Here is a 17,200-nt window from a genome sequence, read left to right on the forward strand (position 1 = left end):
AAACCTTTTGTTGCATAAGGGTTGCATAAATATACAAAGCGAGCGTTGGCGAAGCATGGATGCAACACCCGGCGAAGGCGAGCAGGCGAAAGGGGGCGAGCGACAGGACGTCGCGAGAGCGCTATCTCCCATGGACGGGAGATTAGCGCGGTACCCCTTGAGCCGCGAGACAAGCCGCAGGTGTTGCCCATGCGAAGACTGCGAGCGGTATATTTATGCAAGCCAATAAATAATAATAATTTTTTGCAGTAAAATCAGAAAGGAATTACTAATAAAAATGAAAGATTTGCTGGTCATAGGAGGCGGCCCCGGGGGATATGTGGCTGCTATTCGTGCCCGTCAACTGGGAATGAAGGCAGCCCTGGTGGAAAAGGATAAGCTGGGCGGAACCTGCCTGAACCGGGGTTGCATCCCCACCAAGACGTATTACCGCCATGCCGAAATAATGCGCAGCCTGCAGAGACTGGACGAATTTTGCATACAGCTGGATGCGGACTCGGCTCGTTTGGATATGGCCGGAACCCGCGCCCGCAAAGATGCGGTAGTGGAGCAGATGGCCGGCGGAGTGGCCGCTCTCCTGCAAGCCCATGGAGTGGAAGTAATCAGAGGCGAGGCCGTAGTAGAGGAACCTGGCCGGGTCAGGGTTGGGGAGGAGAGTATAAGGGCAGAGCGCCTGCTTATTGCCACCGGTTCAGAGAGCATTCGTCCCGCTGCTTTACCGGGAGCTGCTTTACCCGGGGTTTTAACCTGTGAAGAATTGCTGGAAAGAAGCGAAATACCAAGCCGCCTCCTCATCATTGGAGGGGGAGTCATCGGCATGGAATTTGCCTGCATCTTCCAGGCCTTCGGCAGCCAGGTGACAGTATTGGAATCCCTTCCTCGCCCTCTGGCTTTTCTGGATCAGGAAATAGCGCGGCGGATGAGTGTTCTCTTTAAACGACAGGGGATAGAGATAAAGACTGGAGCAAAAGTCGAAAGCATTAATACGCAGGATGCTCACCTGCTGGTTACTGCCAGCGACAAGAAGGGAAATATGCAATATGAAGCTGAACTGGTCCTGCTGGCGGTAGGCCGCTCCCCGGCAACTGCCGGTCTCAATTTGGATAAACTGGGAGTGAAGACGGAGCAGGGCTTCATTAAAGTTAATCAGGATTACGAGAGCAGTGTAGGAGGGATTTATGCCATAGGAGATGTAATCGGTCCTCCCATGCTGGCCCACGTTGCCTCGGAAGAAGGCCGGGCAGCGGTGGAAAGGATGGCGGGGATGGATAGCCGATTAGACTATGAGGCGATTCCGCACTGTATTTTTACTTTCCCGGAGATAGCGGCGGTGGGCCTGACCCAGGAAGAAGCGGCAACCCGAGGTATTGATTGCAGAACAGGCAAATTCCAGTTTGCGGCCAATGGCAAGGCTGTGGCTATGGGGGAAAGCGAGGGCTTGATCAAGGTAATCTGCGGCCCAGACGATACTATTTTGGGTGTGCATATTATGGGCCCTCATGCCAGTGATTTGATTCTGGAGGCCAGCCTGCTGGTCAATCTGGGTTTGAAAGTCGAAGAGGCCCTGCATACGGTTCATCCCCATCCTACCTTGGGAGAAACCCTCTACGAAGCCCTCCTGGATGCCCAGGGACGGGCTATCCACCTGAAACCACCCCGCAAATAAATCTGCTAAAGGGAGAGATTTGTTCGTGCTTTATGTGAAGAACGATTCCTGTGATCCCTATTTCAACCTAGCCCTGGAAGAATACTTGTTTATGCAGCGGCAGGATCTGGGGCCGCTTTTTATGCTCTGGCAGGATATCCCGGTAGTGGTGGTGGGGCGCAACCAGAATACCCGGGAAGAGATAAATATGGAATTTACTCGGGAAAAAGGTATTGCCGTGGTACGCCGCCTTTCCGGTGGTGGAGCGGTCTACCATGACCTGGGCAACCTTAACTTTACTTTTATCCTGGAGCAAGCGGAGCGGGAACTGGATTTTGCCCGCTATACCGTGCCGGTGATAAAGGCTCTGGAACGAATGGGTATTACTGCTTCTTTTACCGGGCGCAACGATTTGACCATCGATGGCAGGAAATTCTCTGGCAATGCTCAATTTCGCCAGCGGGAGCGGGTTTTACACCATGGAACCCTTCTCTTTGAGGTCAATCTGGAGAATATGGAACAGGCTCTGGCGGTAGCTGAGGATAAAATCAGCTCCCACGGGGTTAAATCGGTGAGGAGCCGGGTAACTAATATAGCTGAGCACTTGACTGCTCCGTTCAGCCTTAAGGAATTCAAGGAGTTACTCCGGGAGATGGTGCGGGAATACTATGGACTGGATGGAGAATATGAACTAAAGCTGGATGATATACGGGCAGTGGAAAAACTGCGGTTGGAGAAATACTGCAGCTGGGAATGGAATTTTGGTCATTCTCCGGCCTATAATATCAAGCGCAGCCGCCGTTTTGACTGGGGAAAAGTCGATATTTTCCTGGAAGTACAAGCGGGAGTAATCAGAGAAGCCCGTATTTTTGGAGACTTCTTTTCCCCGGGGGATATTGATGAGCTTTGCCGCTCCCTTTCCGGCTTGCCCTACCGCCGGGAGGCCATAAGCCGCTGCCTGGCAGGGAACAGGCTGGAACAATATTTCCCCTTTATCAGCGAAGAGGATTTCATGGATTTAATGGGGGTACGGCACTTGCCATAGTTGTTAGTAATACTCATGAGACAAACGAAACGTCCGAGACTGCTGAAAAAGTGCTCTTTTGCGTGTCATTCTGAGCGATAGCGAAGAATCTCGTTAGCTAAAGTCCCAATATTACGGACTTCCAAAAGAGATCCTTCGTCGCCTGCAGCTCCTCAGGATGATATTTATGATACTTTTTCAGTGGTCTCGAAACGTCCCCTTGTCCTGCTTCTCATGAGACAAACGAAACGTCCCCTTGTCCTGCTTCCCTTGTCCCGCTTGAAGAGGAGAAATTATTCCGGTTTGTGATAGAATAGGCTGTAAGTTTCCAAAGGAGGGATGATGGGTGGAATTTCTTTTTCAGCGTTTCTGGCACAGTTTTGTGGAGCGGTTAGATGAAAAGTTCATAATAGCCAGGACCACTTACCTGGATACACGGATGGAACGGGAAATAGTACTGCGGATAGAGGCAGAGAGCCTGGATATAAAGGAAGCCTGGCTGCTGCGCCTGGGGCGACCGGGGATGATGGCGGATAGCCGGGAAGAGCTCCAGGCTCTAAAAGGGGTGAAGGCTTACCTGGGCAGCGGGCCGGAACTGCGGCAGGCCCTGCGAAGTGTCGAGGATGAACTGGAGCGCTCCCTGGTCAATGATACGGTGATAGCAGTAGTACAGGCTGAGTCATTCCTCTACCGGGAGAGGGGTTATAATGATGCGGCTCAATATACCCGGGCCTGGGAGGAATTTTATCGTGGTTCCTGCCGCTATTACAGCCACCTGGAACGGGTCAAGGTATCCTGGGGTGATTTTATCGGAGCGTTCAGCCGGGAGACAAGGCTTTTTGACCGCTGCAAAACCCAGCAGCTTTTCCGGGAGGATAATGGGACTTATCGGATAAATGGCAGCATAATAGATTCATTCCACCATATGGCAGCTTGCCTGGAGCTGGATCAGGATATGAAGCTCAGCCAGGCCTGGGCGGATATGCCCCGGGTGCCTGACGAGGTTTGCCGGGAGTCAACAGGGCAACTGGCCAATGTTATCGGGCATACGCTGGCGGGAAAGCCCAAGAAAGAGCTGGCCCGGCTGCTGGGAGCCGGTCAAGGCTGTGTACATCTTATTGATTTGCTTTATGATAGTGCCCGAATGCTGGAACTTTATATGTTGGATGTAGGCTAGCAATCAGTGTTAAAGTCTTAAAATTCGCTGGAACTATTGCTGCAAAACCCGACAATAGAAATGTTTTTGGGAAGGCTTGATCTTTCTTGGACACTACACTGAGGAAGTCATATCCGGGGAAGGCACGAAGCGAGGTAGGATGGAAAGAGAGCTTTTTCTGGTTTATTATTTAAAGAAATAGTCTACTAGAATTAGTATAGAAATATATGCAAATAAATGCAGGATATTTCATAAACATGACGAATGAGCTTAATAGTGCTACTTAAATAAAACTAAATATACTCCGAGCCTGAAAACCTGGTAATAACACTAAGGGTTTCAGGCCTGTAGGGTACGGCGGGAAACGGCCGGGCCTCCCATGGTGGAAAGGAGAAATCAAATGCGCTTACATAGCAGGTTAATTCCATTACTAATTAACCCTGTGCTTGTATATTTCTGCGCTTAATATAAAACCAAACCTGGTAAACCTTTTTGCCAGGTATTTTGTTTTTTGCAGCCGTTTTATTATACATTGCGGCGTTAAAAGCAATATTGTTACTTGAAAAACCGAACCCTTCAAAACCTTAGAAGGCCTCTATGGAGATCACTTTGAAAAGAGATGTTTTCCATAGAATAAGATGGAAAAGAGTAAAGCGAATCGAATATTATTTAGAAAAAAGATAGGAGGGATTATGCTGATAAGGTGCACAGTTGGAATATCCATGTGCACAGGGGATTACGGCCAAATCAAGCCAGAGATATCATAGAACGGATTCTAGTATTTAAGAATCGGAAGAAACTGCGGAGCAGTTTCAACACCCCTTGTTCTAACTGCATTGCATATAGTATAGAGAGATAAGCTTGCTTGGGGAGAACTTACTTTGAGAATGGGATTGGGAGAGGTTAAGAGAAGATTACTGCAGAAAGTACTATTACCGTCCGGGGGATTTTTTTATGGGCGGTTGCTTTCTGCTGTTTTTTTTGCTTCATACTGGACGCGGCTTCCAAACCGGGGTTTTTCCCTAAGCCGGATGGGGTAGAAGTGCCCTAGCATAACGCTTGGACTTATTGCAAAAGGATTTTTTTGGTGAAAGGAAGTGCTTCCGTTAATGACGACAAGAGAAAGAACCTGGAAAACATTATCTGCTATCGCTTTGTCTCTGGCCCTTATTATCCTATCCAGTGTTCTGCTAATGCCTGAAGTAGTTGGGGCAGAAGAAATATCGCTAACAGTCACTGGAGATGGGGTTAGCACCCCGACTACTTTTACCCAGGTACAATTAGAGGCTATGAGCCAGCTGGAGGCAAAATACTCTACGATTAGTACTTATCCTACCAAGAAACTTCTGGTAGCCAGAGGAGTAAAATTAGCTGAGCTGTTAAACCTGGCCGGGATTAAAGACGAAGCTAGTTTAATCATTGTTACCGCTACAGATGGCTTCAAAGTGACCTATACTCGGAAGGAACTGCTGGATGATACTCGTTATTATTATCCCGGGTTGAAGGATAATCATGCCTACGCCGGTTACATAACGGGATCGCCAGAGGGAGCAGTCAGGGTGGATACGATCCTGGCCCTGGCAAGTGCAGAAGGGGATAACTTTAACAATATTAATAGCATAAATGCACCTGTTTTGATGATGGGGCAGAGGTGGGTTAGTGAGCAAACGAATCATGCTCATGTGAAAAAGGTAATGACAATTGAGGTATCTACCGCCAGTCCCGCCAAATGGGAAAACCCCGTTGCAACACCGGCTGCTGGCAGTGTCATAGCAGGAAGCAAGGTGGAACTCACTACTCCGGATATGGATGGTGACAGCATTTACTATACCATCGATGGTAGCGATCCAACCTTTAGAAGCCCGATGTATAACTGGATTAAAAAAAGATGGTGGAACAATCACTCTGATCAACTGGCGACAATTAACCAAGCTATTGAGATAAACGAGGATACGGTTATAAAGGCGGTAGCTATAGGCTTTGGCAAGTTTGATAGTGATATAGTCACATTCAATTATCAGGTTTCTAACCCAAAACCGCCGCAATACATTCTTACACCTGTAGCTCAAAATACCTATACTGTGCAAACTACGGCGGATGGTGTTCCGACTATGACCGTTAATAGTGGCATAAGTGGCTTAAAATACTTTACGGTTAACATTACACCCATAACTGCTCACCAGGGGGAAGAAACCGTTGTTTTTACCCATTGGAGGAAGGGCAGGCAGATAAATATTAATAGCACAAGAGCTGATTTTGATTTGCTTAAGACAGCACAGGCCGGGTTTAATGTAATGCCTGGAGATCTGGTCAAGGTTTACCTTTTGGATGATTTAAGCAATACCCATGATTCCAATCCGCTTATATGGCAGTAGGAACGATATTATCACTACCTTTAAAAACAATATCAAGATACTAAATATGGGAGAGGTATAGAATATGAAAAGGGGATTTCATAACAAATTAGGAAATATCTCGTCGACAACGGGGGGCAGCATAGTACTGGCTATATTTTTGCTCCTTTCTTTTTGCTGTCTATTTTCTCCAGCGGCCCTGGCTGAAGAAGTGGCCAAGCCGGAGCAAATCATATTAAGCTGGACTAGTGATCCACTCACCTCACAGACCATTACCTGGTTGGGGGCAGACGATTCACTGGGGCAGCTGCAATTCCAGGCAAAAAGCAGTTTTAATGGCAGTTTTGATTCCGCCCAACAAGTAGAGGCAGAAGCGACCAAATTTGATAGCAGATATTACCGCTATTCAATAAACATCCGTCATTTGACACCGGATACAGATTATATTTACCGGCTGGGCAAGGAAGGCTGCTGGACCGAACCTTACTTTTTTTCAACGGCGGATGATACAGATAAATTTTCCTTTCTGTATATGGGCGATGTGCAATCAGGATATCTTGGCTGGGGGAGGATGTTGAATGCATTATATCAGGAGAACCCCCGTTTGCGCTTTTCCCTTTTAGGAGGAGATTTAACCAATAATGATGCTGATGAAATGGAGTGGGGAGAATTTCTTGACGCTGCAAGCGGAGTTTTTTCGCGTATTCCCTTGATGCCGACTCTGGGGAATCACGATGGTACTATGTATAAGAACTTTTTTGCCTTGCCAGATGATGGCCCGGCAGGGCTGGAACAGGAATTCTACTCCTTTGATTATGGAAATGCTCATTTCGTGGTTCTTAACAGCAATAATAACCGTAATGAAAAAGCCAAACAATGGTTGCATACGGATCTGCAAAATAGTAAGCAGACTTGGAAATTTGCGCTTTTTCATCATCCAGCTTATCCAGCCTCTCCTGACTATAAAGGGATTGACCAGTCGATAATTGCCAACTGGGTGCCTATACTAGAGCAGAACCGGGTGGATATGGTTTTTGTAGGACATCAGCATCAGTATATGAGAACTCATCCTATTTTCCAAGGAGAGATACAAAGTGATCTGGGAAGATACGGAATTATATATGTAATGGGCAATGCCGGGGCCAAGACCTATATTCCCGGTCAAGGTTTTCCCTATATTGCCCGGGAAGACAGTGGCAGTAACTACCAGCTGATTGATATAGAGGGTAAATCTTTAACCCTGACGGCCAAAAGAGCTGATGGCGGGTTGATCGAAAGCTATACAATAAATAAGACCCTCAAGTCTGCACCTAGGTTAGTTCCCGATGTTGCAGGTAAAATAGTGGGACAGCCTGTCCAACTTAACTTTATTGATGATGCTGACTGGCGCTTGGCTATTAATGAGATAAAGCTTGATGGTGTGGCGCTAACCCCCGGACAATATTCGTTGGATCTCCCCGGGAAAATCACCATTGCCGGGGATTTATTTAGCAGTGCCAAAGAATATAACATAGAAATAAAAGCTACTGGTTACGAGGACGCTGCTACAACACAGAATATATTAGCCACGGTAACGCTGAACAGCCCTCATGATGGCCAGGAGTTTCAACAAGGACAGCAAATTACTGTCAAGGGAACGGTAAATGCTCCTTGGAATAGTGTTAGGATTCAGGTGAAGAATCCTCGGGGAGAGAGCATTTATGGACCCCTGGAGCTCCAGGTAACGGCCGGCCAGTTCGAAAGCAGCTTTACCCTTAATGCCAAAGCCGAGGTAGGCAGCTATAACATCATCCTGGAAGGGGGAGGCCTGCCAGCTACTATCCTGGGAAAGTTCAAAGTAAAAGCAGGCGATGCTGCCAAACCGGTGGGAGAGGTTATCCTTACCATTAGCGGAAGTGGAGTAAGAAATGAGCTTAAGCTTACCCAGGATGATTTGTTAGCCAAGAATAAAAGTCAAGTAGTTTTCAGTGCTATAAACACCTGGCCTAGTAAGAAATGGTATATAGGAGAAGGCCCTTTATTAAAAGATTTACTTAATGAAGCGGGGTTAAGAGATACGGCTGGAATGATTAGATTCTCTTCTGTTGATGGTTATAGCATACTACTTACCACCAGAGAACTAATACAGGAGCAGCGCTATGTTTTTCCCCAGTTTATGGATGGGGATAGCAGCCAGGGACATATCCGTGGGTCTGCCAACGGAGCGCGGGCGGTAGATGCAATTATCGCCTTGAGAAGTGCGGAGGGTACTGATAATCCTGCTTATATGAGTGAGGTTGATTCCCTCTTGTTAATGATCGGACAGCGTGCAGTGCACGAACAAAATGCGCAGTTGTTTGTAAAGAAAATAAATAAGATTGAGGTTATTAATACTAGTCCATCGAAGTGGGATAATCCACAGGCCGATCCCAGCAGTGGAGAGGTAAGTCTTGGGACCAGAGTTAGATTAAGCAGTGCCATCATGGATGATGATAAGATTTACTATACCACTGACGGAAGTTCGCCCACTATAGACAGCTTGATGTATAATCCCATAGCCAGCCGCTGGCAATCAAGCCGGGCAGATGTATTGGACACAATAAATCATCCCATAGAAATTACCCGCGACACAACTATCAAGGCAATAACGATCGGTCCTGGCAAGATGGATAGTGATGTAGTCACCTTCTCCTACAAGCTGAAGAAAGCTGATATAGAAACGATTGGAAAAGTTATACCCAGTAATGGTGGTGTAGTTAATTTGGGTACTGAGGCTAGTATTAGAATACCAGCCTATGCTCTGAAAGAGAGCGGGGCGGTGGAAGTGAAGATAGAAAGAGTAATTAACCCTCCCTCTGTACCCGCTGGTTTAAAACTGCTCGGAGGAGTATATGAGTTTAGTGTGGGCGGTCAGAATAGCTATAGCTTTGCCAAGAAGGTGCTTGTAAAGCTCAGTTTTGATTCCAGTAAACTAGAAAGCAAGGAAAATCCAGCTATATACTACTATGATGAATCGAAATCACAATGGCAAAAAATTGGTGGAACTATATCCGCTAATTCTATAGAGTTAGAGGTGGATCACTTTACCAAATTTGCCGTTATGGTGGCTGACAAGGGCAAAAAGGAAGAACAGAAGAAAGCAGATATAGTGATACCGATGGTAAAACTAAGTGATATCCAAGGACATTGGGCGCAAAAGGATATTGAAAAACTAGTGGCGGCAGGGGCTATAGCCGGATATCCAGACGGTAGTTTTCAACCCGATAAAACTATTAGCCGAGCGGAGTTTACTACGGTGTTGGTCAAAACCCTGAAATTGCAAAACAAGGGTTCCGAGGTATTTGCTGATACCGAATCACACTGGGCCAAAGATTATATTGCTATAGCGGCAGCTTATGGACTGATAAGCGGTTATAATGCTGCGAGCTTTGGCCCGGACGATCCTATTACTCGCGAGCAGATGGCAGTGATAATTTCCCGTATATCTGAGCTAAATTCCGGGTTTGAGTTAATTCCCTTTAGTGATCAGGCCCGCATTTCCGTATGGGCTCGGGCTGCTGTTGCAATAATGGCTGAAAAAGAAATAATGAAGGGATATCCGGATAATACCTTCCGGCCTCAGGACTTTGCTACCAGAGCCGAAGCGGTTACCGTTATTGTTAAAGGGGGAGGTGTCAACGCCAGCCATTAAGAATAAGTGTTTCTACCAATTTTTCGTAATGGGTTTTGCTTTACTATTGTTATCTATATCATTTAACCTGCTCCCTCTGTTAAGCCCCGCTGAAGCAGCATCCGGGCTTGAAATCACTGGAGATGGAGTAGCAAATCCGCTGAGCTTAACCTTAAGTGATTTGCAGGAAATGGAGCAATATCAGCATGTCTACAGTACTATTAATACCTGGCCCAGCAAGAAACTCTATGTAGCCCAGGGGGTCAAACTAAAGGATTTACTAGCTTTAGCGGGTTTAAAAGAAAATGCCCAATTAATTGTATTTACTTCTAGTGATGGTTATTCAGTTACGCTGACAGTGAAAGAATTGCTCAAGGACAAGCGCTATTATTTCCCCTATTTCCAGGATAATAGTGTAAACGATGGAACCATACCGGGTTCTCCAAGGGATGCGGTTGAAGTGCAGCCTATTCTGGCCCTTTTAAGTGCTGAGAGTAGTAAGAATCCCGCTGATATGAATGATATGGATGCGCTATTGTTGGTATGTGGACAACGGGCAGTAAGCGAGCAGACCAATAGTATATTTCTAAAATACATAAGCAAAATCGAGGTGCTGACTTCTAAACCGTCAAAATGGGATGCACCCAGGGCCAATATAGGCAGTGGAAAGGTAGCTGAAGGAACCTTAATTGAATTGAGCAATAAGCGTAATGATACTGACAAGATTTATTATACTACGGACGGAAGCACCCCAACTATAAACAGCCCTATATTTAACTGGAGCGCCAGTCGATGGTGGAGCCAACGCCCGGATAGTTTAAACGAGATTAATAAGCCGATAGAGATTAAAAAGGATACCATTATTAAGGCCATAACCATTGGCCCTGGTAAAGAGGACAGTGATGTGGTTACCTTTACCTATCAACCTGGCTTAAAGGATGAGGATGCTCCGGTAAAGTCAGCTTCGCCCTCTGGGCTTAGTCTCGATGAGAAGCTGGTTAATCTTAAAATTGACAGTGTCATTGAGTTAACAGCAATACTTGATTCAGATAATAATACTGAGCAGGGTTTAATCTGGAGCTCAAGCGACACTCGGGTAGCTGCAGTTGATAACCATGGTTGGGTAACAGTTGTTGGTCAAGGGACGGCTACCATCACTGCAAAAACAAAAGATGGCAGATTTACGGCTAGCTGTATGGTTAATGCCAGTGCGGGAGTAAGCAGTCCAAGTCTTCCTCCCCAGAGCAGCAACTCTGAGAGCCAGGTGGGAACGCAACAGAACCCGGAGGTATTGCCGGTCCCACAAGATGATCCGCTCTACCAGCCAGAAAAGGAGCGTATTGCAGCCAGTGTGGACAGTAGTAGTGATACCCCGGAGCCCCCAATAGCAGCTACAACAGACGCTAATTGGGAGTACCTGGCCAAGAAGGATGATACTGCTGGAACTGATATTGCTGTCCAGCCCCAAGATCCAGGAGGGCAAATATATGAGCTAAAAGTGGATACGGTTGCATTGCAGTTGCAGATGGAAACAAAAATATGGAGCATCTATATCCTGCTAGTTTACTTAAGCTTATTTATTTTTGGTGCCATAAATAAATACATCGAATATACGAAGGAGGTAGCCGGATGACCGAATCGTTTTTAATACCCCTCAAAGGATCCATGCATATCATAGCCTATGGCTTGCTGGTACCGACCCTTATTATTTTATTATTATTTGTAGCCCTGGTTATTATTGAAATGGGTAGCTTACTGGTAGAAGCCCTGGGTGAACGCCGCCGGAGCAAAGTTAACATTCCAGAATTATTGAATGCCTTCAAGGAAAAAGACTTTGAGGGGATTAGAGATGAGATCATGAATAGTAGTTTGCTAAGGCGACAAAAAGCAGCTTTAAGCGAGCTCCTGAAATATAATGATTTGCCCGGCGTTTCCCGCCAGGCCCTGGCCCGTCGTTTGCTTAGTGATGAGGAACTGTATTATGCTCGTATAACTTCCCGAACCGATCTGGTAGCCCGCCTTGGTCCCATGTTTGGTTTGATGGCAACCCTTATCCCACTGGGACCAGGTCTCATTGCCCTTGGCCAGGGTGATACCAAAACTCTGGCAGATTCACTACTGATTGCCTTTGATGCTACCGTTACTGGACTGGCTGCTGCTGGTGTGGCATATGCCATATCCCAACTCCGCAAAAGGTGGTATGAAGATTACTTGGCTGGTCTGGAAGCGTTAATGGAAAGCCTGTTGGAGGTGCTGGAACGTGAATGAAGGTTTGAGGAGAAGGAGAAGATATAGAACTTTGAATGAAGAGGTAAGTCCCTTGGAAGGTGCTATAAATATTGTTGATGCTATGCTGGTTTTTGCCTGCGGCTTAATGCTGTCTCTAGTTATCCGCTGGAATGTTGATCTGGTTCAGCCAGGAAATCGCATCGATGTCCAAAAGGGCCAGGAAGTAACGGAAAATACCGATATCCGGGAGGACTTAACCAAATCTGAGGGAAAGGGGCAACTATATGAAAAGATGGGTACAGTTTATAAAGACCCGCATACCGGAAAACTCTTTCTGCTTACGGAGTAAATGTTAGCAAGAAGCTGAAATTTAGGAAATTATTTATGGAAGGAGAGTATAATTATGCAGGTAATTAAGAATAAAGCTGTTTATCATTCCCTAATAAGTCTTTTAGCACTACTGTTGTTATTTGTCTTATTCGAATGTCTAGGAACTTCCGCTGTTCTGGCAGCTCCATCAAACTCACTCGAGATTTGTGGAGATGGAGTCAAGAATCCGACTACCTTTACCCGGGCTCAGCTTGAAGAGATGCCGCAATATCAGCAGGTTTATAGTTCAATCAATACTTGGCCCAGCAAGAAATGGTATGTTGGAAAAGGGGTTCACTTAAGTGAACTACTTTCGTTGGTTGGGATAAAAGACGATGCCCGATTACTTAAATTTACTTCGCAGGATGGCTATACAATGACGCTTACGGTAAAGGAATTATTAGAAGACAAGCGCTATTATTTCCCGCATTTTAATGATAATCAAAACCGCGATGGTGAAGGAAACATAGTCGGCTCTTCCCAAGGTGCAGAACTAGTAGAACCTATTATCGCTCTAATAAGCGTTGAGGGCAGCAATAATCCTAATTATATGAGTGATTTAAACACCCTGGTACTAATGATGGGGCAGCGGGCAGTTACAGAGCAAACCGGGAATGCCTTTGTAAAATATTTAAATAAAATTGAAGTACTAACAAGTGAAGTGCCAAAATGGGACAGTCCCCAGGCCAACCCCGGCAGTGGGGAGGTTTCTGCAGGAACCATGATAGCCTTAAGTACAGCCCGCATGGATGATGATAAGATATATTACACAACTGATGGCAGTACCCCCAACTTGAATAGCCCCATCTACAATTGGATTGCTAAACGTTGGTGGTCAGCCCGGGCAGATATTCTTGGCACTTATAATCACCCTATAGGCCCTATAAATGAAAATACCACTATTAAAGCCATAACTATTGGTCCCGGCAAGGAGAATAGCGATGTAGCTGCTTTTACCTATACAGTTCCAGTCAGCAAGCCGGCAAGTGAAACTAGCATAGTTGCACCAAATGAAGAGACAAATTATCCAGATCAAGCCTTAGAAAAGCCGCTCCAATCAGAACCAAAGGCTACTCTAACTGATGTTCAGAATCACTGGGCGCAAAAGAATATTAATGAACTCATAGCTTCTGGTATTGCCGGTGGTTATCCGGATGGTAGCTTTAGGCCTGATAACACCATAACTAGAGCTGAATTTGCCACTATGCTGGTCAAAGCTTTTAATTTGCAAAAGCAGGGCGGCAAGGTTTTCGCGGATAGTGAGCAACACTGGGCTAAAGAATATATTTCACAGGCAACAGCCAGCAGCGTAGTAAGTGGTTATGATGCTGAAAATTTTGGTCCAGACAAGCTGATAACTCGCGAGCAGATGGCAGTAATGATTAGCAAGGCATCTAAACTTCTGCTGAAAGCTGAAGCAATGCACTTTGCTGACAGCGCCAGCATTTCGGAATGGGCTAAAGAAGCGGTGCTTGCTGCTAACCAAAGCGGGATTATGAAGGGATATCCCGACAATACTATCCGCCCCCAGGGAAGTGCTACTAGAGCCGAGGCGGTTACAGTAATTGTAAATGCATTGACTTTAAAATAATGACTCGAGTATTCTTCAGTTTAAATTAGTTTTACAGGAAGAGGTAAGTGATGAAACAAAAAAGCTTTTTCCAAGCAGTTGGTATTATACTGGGGATGATTATAATTGGCTGCATTCTTTCTATATTCGGCTGCAGTAGCGGTGGGCATACCCCCTCGGGGCAAGCTGGCAATACTACCCGTGAGGAGGTCGTATATTTTACCGGAAACGGACTTATGAAAGAAAGCCGTATGTCCTTAAGCCAGATGCTGGAATTGCCGAATGCTCATTTTGAACATCGCTATTCACTAATCAATAACTGGCCCAATGAAAAGATATTGGTAGCCAGGGGAGTAAAAATATCGGAGATACTAAAAGCTGCCGGAATTAAGGATGAGGCTAAATGCATCCTGGTTAAGGGTGAAGATGGCTATGAGTGTTCATATACCCGGGAACAGTTGCTGGAAACGAAAAGATTCTATTTCCCCGGGGTTAGGGAAAGAGAAGCAAGCAGGGCGGAATTGGCAGAACCAATAATCGCCTATGAATATATGGAAGATAGTGAGCAATTAAGTGAAGCCAGGGCGGATAGACTATGTCTGATCATGCCGCAGGCTTATGTGAATGAACAGAATCAGCATAGCTTTGTAAAAGCGGTTAGTGAGATTCATGTAACTGTAGATGACCCGGGAAAATGGGAAGCAGCCACTGTTTATCCCCCGGCGGGGAACATTAAGAAGGGGGATAGCGTAAAACTGCAACATAAGCATATGGGAAAGGTAAAGATGTACTATACCCTTGATGGTTCTATGCCGGGCGAAAATGCTACACTCTATAATCCTAGTACATATCAACCAGAATTGAACCAACCTATAGTTATAAACCAGGATACCTGCATCAAGGTTGTGGTTAAGGGTTTTGGTAAGTATGACAGCGATATGGCTGAATACCGTTATCAGATTAAATAGTAAATATTTTAGTATTGGTTTGAATTTACGTACTTGGTGGCAATAGTGAGGAGATGGCAAGTTCTTGATGAAGGGACAAATCAAAACAAGAAAGGTACTGATATTTGCCTTATTATTCCTCAGCCTAAATATTTTGGCAGCATGTCAAGGGCAAAAACCAGAGAGTGGAGGTAAAATTGAAAAGCCTGATATTACACCGGGTTTCCTAACCATAAGCGGAAATGGCGTAAAGGCTCCTAGCCGTTTTACCCTGGCTGAACTGAAGGACATGGAGGAAGCTCAGACCAGCCAATGCTACTCAATAGTAAACAACTGGCCGAGCAAAAAATATATGCTTGGCAGAGGGATTGAGCTATCCTACCTTTTAAAAAAAGCGGGGATTAAGGATGAGGCGCAAACGATAAGTTTCCAGGCAGTGGATGGGTATTTTGCAGTATTTACCCGGCAACAACTGGAGGAGAAGCGCTTTTACTATCCGAAGCTGATGGAAGGTAGCGAGGAAGAGGCACAGGAGGTTCCAGCCATACTGGCTTGGGAACATCGAGAAGGAAGCAAGGATTTGAGCAAGGCCTCCGGCGGCAAGCTCACCCTGCTTCTTGGTCAAAAGGGATTAAATGATGTGCAAGCCCAGGTCTGTGTTAAAGATGTGGCAGTCATTGAAGTGTTAACCTCGCCGCCTGGCCAATGGAGCACGGTCCGGGCTACACCGGCACCGGGGAGGATAAAGCCTGGAACGGAAATCGTTTTGCATCATAGTGAACAGGATCAAGTGAAGATATATTATACCGCTGATGGAAGCTCCCCCAGTGAGAAGAGCTTGCTTTATAACCCCAGTACTACTTACTATCAACCGGAATTAAATAAACCGCTTGTAGTGAAGCAATCTGTTACCATCAAAGCTATTGCCGTTGGATATGGAAAAAACGACAGTCAGATAGCAAGTTTTGCCTATGATGTGGAAGGATACTAGTTAAACTTTGGCGGAGTATAGGGGAAATTATGCTTAATTGCAGATTAAGGGAGGGTTTAAATGAAATTAAATAAAACCAGCTATTTTTTCTTAATAGCACTTTTATTTTGTATTATTTTAACAGGATGTGCTGAAAAGCAGGTTATAAGTAGCAAGAGCAGCGGTAATCAGGAGTATGAACAGCAAAAGATTATTATTGAGGGGGATATAGAAGAGAGCAAAGATATTACAGTAGCTGAGATGCGCCAACTTCCTCAGAAAGAGAGCAAGTGTAGTTTTCAACGGGCAACCGGAGAAATGGAAGAGTTTCACGCAGCAGGCCCTGACTTTAGTGATGTTATGGCTCATGCAGGGATTGATGTTAAGGATTTCAAGGGGTTTGGTATTATTGGTACGGACGGCTATTACTGTCTGGTAACCCCGGAAATAATAAACAATAGAGAGATGATTTTAGCCCTGGCCATTGATGAACAATTGGAATTGCCTAAGAATATGCGTCCAGCACGCTTATGTATTATTGACGAATTCGGCCCATACTGGGTGCGTATGGTAGACAAAATTATATTGTATAAGGACATACCCAAAAAAGATATTACTTCCGTATGGATATTCAATAATCTGGCCCAGGGAATAGAACCGTATCCTTATGAATACTACGGAAGCAAAGATAATGCTATCGAACTGGCCCAGATATTTTCCCGCTTTGACCAGGTGGAAGGCAGGGCCTTTTTTACCATGAAGTCAGCTGATGGCTTTACCAAAAGCGAAGCTTTAAGTATGGTTAATAAGCACTATTATATAAAGGTAGCGGGTGAAGGTGCGCCTATGAATATTTGCCCCAATATCAAACTGGGAATGAACGTAAAACATATTGCTTGGTTTTCCACCAATGCTGATGCGGCAATATTCCCCGAGCAAATGGCAGAACTTATGGGAGAAAAAGATTTTAGCGGTATAAAGGGGATAGTACTGAAGGATATCTTGGAAGAAGTTCAGCTGAAAGGTATAGAAGAAAAAGAGTTTGAATTAGTTGGTATGGATGGGGAGAGTGTCACGGTAAGCGGTAAGGATTTGTCCCAAGGCCTGTTGCATATTGAGGATGATGGCAATTACCTGGTTTTATGGCAGGAAGGGACAGGATTACAGGCGGTAGATAATCTTCTATGTATCCGCTCAATAAAATAATCAATGCTGACCCTGCGCGAGACAAGCCGCAGGTGTTACCCATGCGTAGACTGCGAGCGGTATATTCATGCAATCTTGAAT

At 45.5% G+C, this 17,200-nt stretch carries 12 protein-coding genes and 1 riboswitch; all 12 genes read left to right on the top strand.

The annotated features are described in order from the left end of the window. Positions 1-277: 277 nt before the first annotated feature. The 12 genes from lpdA (at position 278) to AWB54_RS07230 (ending at position 17,119) form a co-directional block, all read left to right on the top strand. A complete protein-coding gene (gene lpdA, locus AWB54_RS07175; protein WP_061213928.1) occupies positions 278-1,666 on the top strand; it encodes a dihydrolipoyl dehydrogenase in 1,389 nt (462 codons plus the stop codon). Positions 1,667-1,691: 25 nt separating this feature from the next. After that, positions 1,692-2,690 (top strand): lipoate--protein ligase, encoded by a 999-nt coding sequence (locus AWB54_RS07180; protein ID WP_061213929.1) that lies wholly within the window; start codon positions 1,692-1,694, stop codon positions 2,688-2,690. Positions 2,691-3,015: 325 nt separating this feature from the next. Next, the gene (locus AWB54_RS07185; protein ID WP_061213930.1) at positions 3,016-3,846 is read left to right on the top strand and encodes a DUF2889 domain-containing protein; all 831 of its coding nucleotides are present in this window, start codon (positions 3,016-3,018) and stop codon (positions 3,844-3,846) included. A gap of 269 nt (positions 3,847-4,115) precedes the next feature. Continuing rightward, positions 4,116-4,234, top strand: a riboswitch (molybdenum cofactor riboswitch). Between the two features lie 700 nt (positions 4,235-4,934). Continuing rightward, positions 4,935-6,200, top strand: coding sequence for a chitobiase/beta-hexosaminidase C-terminal domain-containing protein (locus AWB54_RS07190; RefSeq protein ID WP_061213931.1), 1,266 nt, complete (start codon positions 4,935-4,937; stop codon positions 6,198-6,200). A gap of 64 nt (positions 6,201-6,264) precedes the next feature. After that, on the top strand, positions 6,265-9,849 hold the full coding sequence (locus AWB54_RS07195; protein ID WP_061213932.1) for an S-layer homology domain-containing protein: 3,585 nt from the start codon (positions 6,265-6,267) through the stop codon (positions 9,847-9,849). Then, a complete protein-coding gene (locus AWB54_RS16275) occupies positions 9,830-11,461 on the top strand; it encodes an FN3 associated domain-containing protein (protein ID WP_061213933.1) in 1,632 nt (543 codons plus the stop codon). Before AWB54_RS07195 ends, AWB54_RS16275 begins: the two co-directional genes overlap by 20 nt. Further along, positions 11,458-12,096 carry a MotA/TolQ/ExbB proton channel family protein gene (locus AWB54_RS07205; protein WP_061213934.1) on the top strand — a complete coding sequence of 213 codons (639 nt, stop codon included), beginning with the start codon at positions 11,458-11,460 and terminating at the stop codon, positions 12,094-12,096. The genes AWB54_RS16275 and AWB54_RS07205 overlap by 4 nt, the downstream gene beginning before the upstream one ends. Continuing rightward, positions 12,089-12,406, top strand: coding sequence for a DUF2149 domain-containing protein (locus tag AWB54_RS07210; RefSeq protein WP_061213935.1), 318 nt, complete (start codon positions 12,089-12,091; stop codon positions 12,404-12,406). Before AWB54_RS07205 ends, AWB54_RS07210 begins: the two co-directional genes overlap by 8 nt. Positions 12,407-12,460: 54 nt before the next feature. Further along, positions 12,461-14,017 (top strand): S-layer homology domain-containing protein, encoded by a 1,557-nt coding sequence (locus tag AWB54_RS07215; protein ID WP_061213936.1) that lies wholly within the window; start codon positions 12,461-12,463, stop codon positions 14,015-14,017. Positions 14,018-14,067: 50 nt separating this feature from the next. Further along, positions 14,068-14,964 carry an FN3 associated domain-containing protein gene (locus tag AWB54_RS07220; RefSeq protein WP_061213937.1) on the top strand — a complete coding sequence of 299 codons (897 nt, stop codon included), beginning with the start codon at positions 14,068-14,070 and terminating at the stop codon, positions 14,962-14,964. 67 nt (positions 14,965-15,031) lie between these two features. Next, positions 15,032-15,934, top strand: coding sequence for an FN3 associated domain-containing protein (locus AWB54_RS07225; protein WP_061213938.1), 903 nt, complete (start codon positions 15,032-15,034; stop codon positions 15,932-15,934). 60 nt (positions 15,935-15,994) lie between these two features. Beyond that, entirely contained in the window at positions 15,995-17,119 is a 1,125-nt protein-coding gene (locus tag AWB54_RS07230) for a hypothetical protein (RefSeq protein ID WP_061213939.1), read from the top strand. Positions 17,120-17,200: the final 81 nt, after the last annotated feature.

This window comes from Syntrophomonas wolfei subsp. methylbutyratica (assembly GCF_001570625.1).
Lineage (GTDB): Bacteria > Bacillota > Syntrophomonadia > Syntrophomonadales > Syntrophomonadaceae > Syntrophomonas > Syntrophomonas methylbutyratica.

Bases quoted from the DNA above. Each gene is read 5' to 3' on its own strand.
- lpdA (WP_061213928.1), top strand. From the start codon at position 278: ATGAAAGATTTGCTGGTCATAGGAGGCGGCCCCGGGGGATATGTGGCT.
- AWB54_RS07190 (WP_061213931.1), top strand. From the start codon at position 4,935: ATGACGACAAGAGAAAGAACCTGGAAAACATTATCTGCTATCGCTTTG.
- AWB54_RS07195 (WP_061213932.1), top strand. From the start codon at position 6,265: ATGAAAAGGGGATTTCATAACAAATTAGGAAATATCTCGTCGACAACG.
- AWB54_RS07205 (WP_061213934.1), top strand. From the start codon at position 11,458: ATGACCGAATCGTTTTTAATACCCCTCAAAGGATCCATGCATATCATA.
- AWB54_RS07215 (WP_061213936.1), top strand. From the start codon at position 12,461: ATGCAGGTAATTAAGAATAAAGCTGTTTATCATTCCCTAATAAGTCTT.
- AWB54_RS07220 (WP_061213937.1), top strand. From the start codon at position 14,068: ATGAAACAAAAAAGCTTTTTCCAAGCAGTTGGTATTATACTGGGGATG.
- AWB54_RS07225 (WP_061213938.1), top strand. From the start codon at position 15,032: ATGAAGGGACAAATCAAAACAAGAAAGGTACTGATATTTGCCTTATTA.
- AWB54_RS07230 (WP_061213939.1), top strand. From the start codon at position 15,995: ATGAAATTAAATAAAACCAGCTATTTTTTCTTAATAGCACTTTTATTT.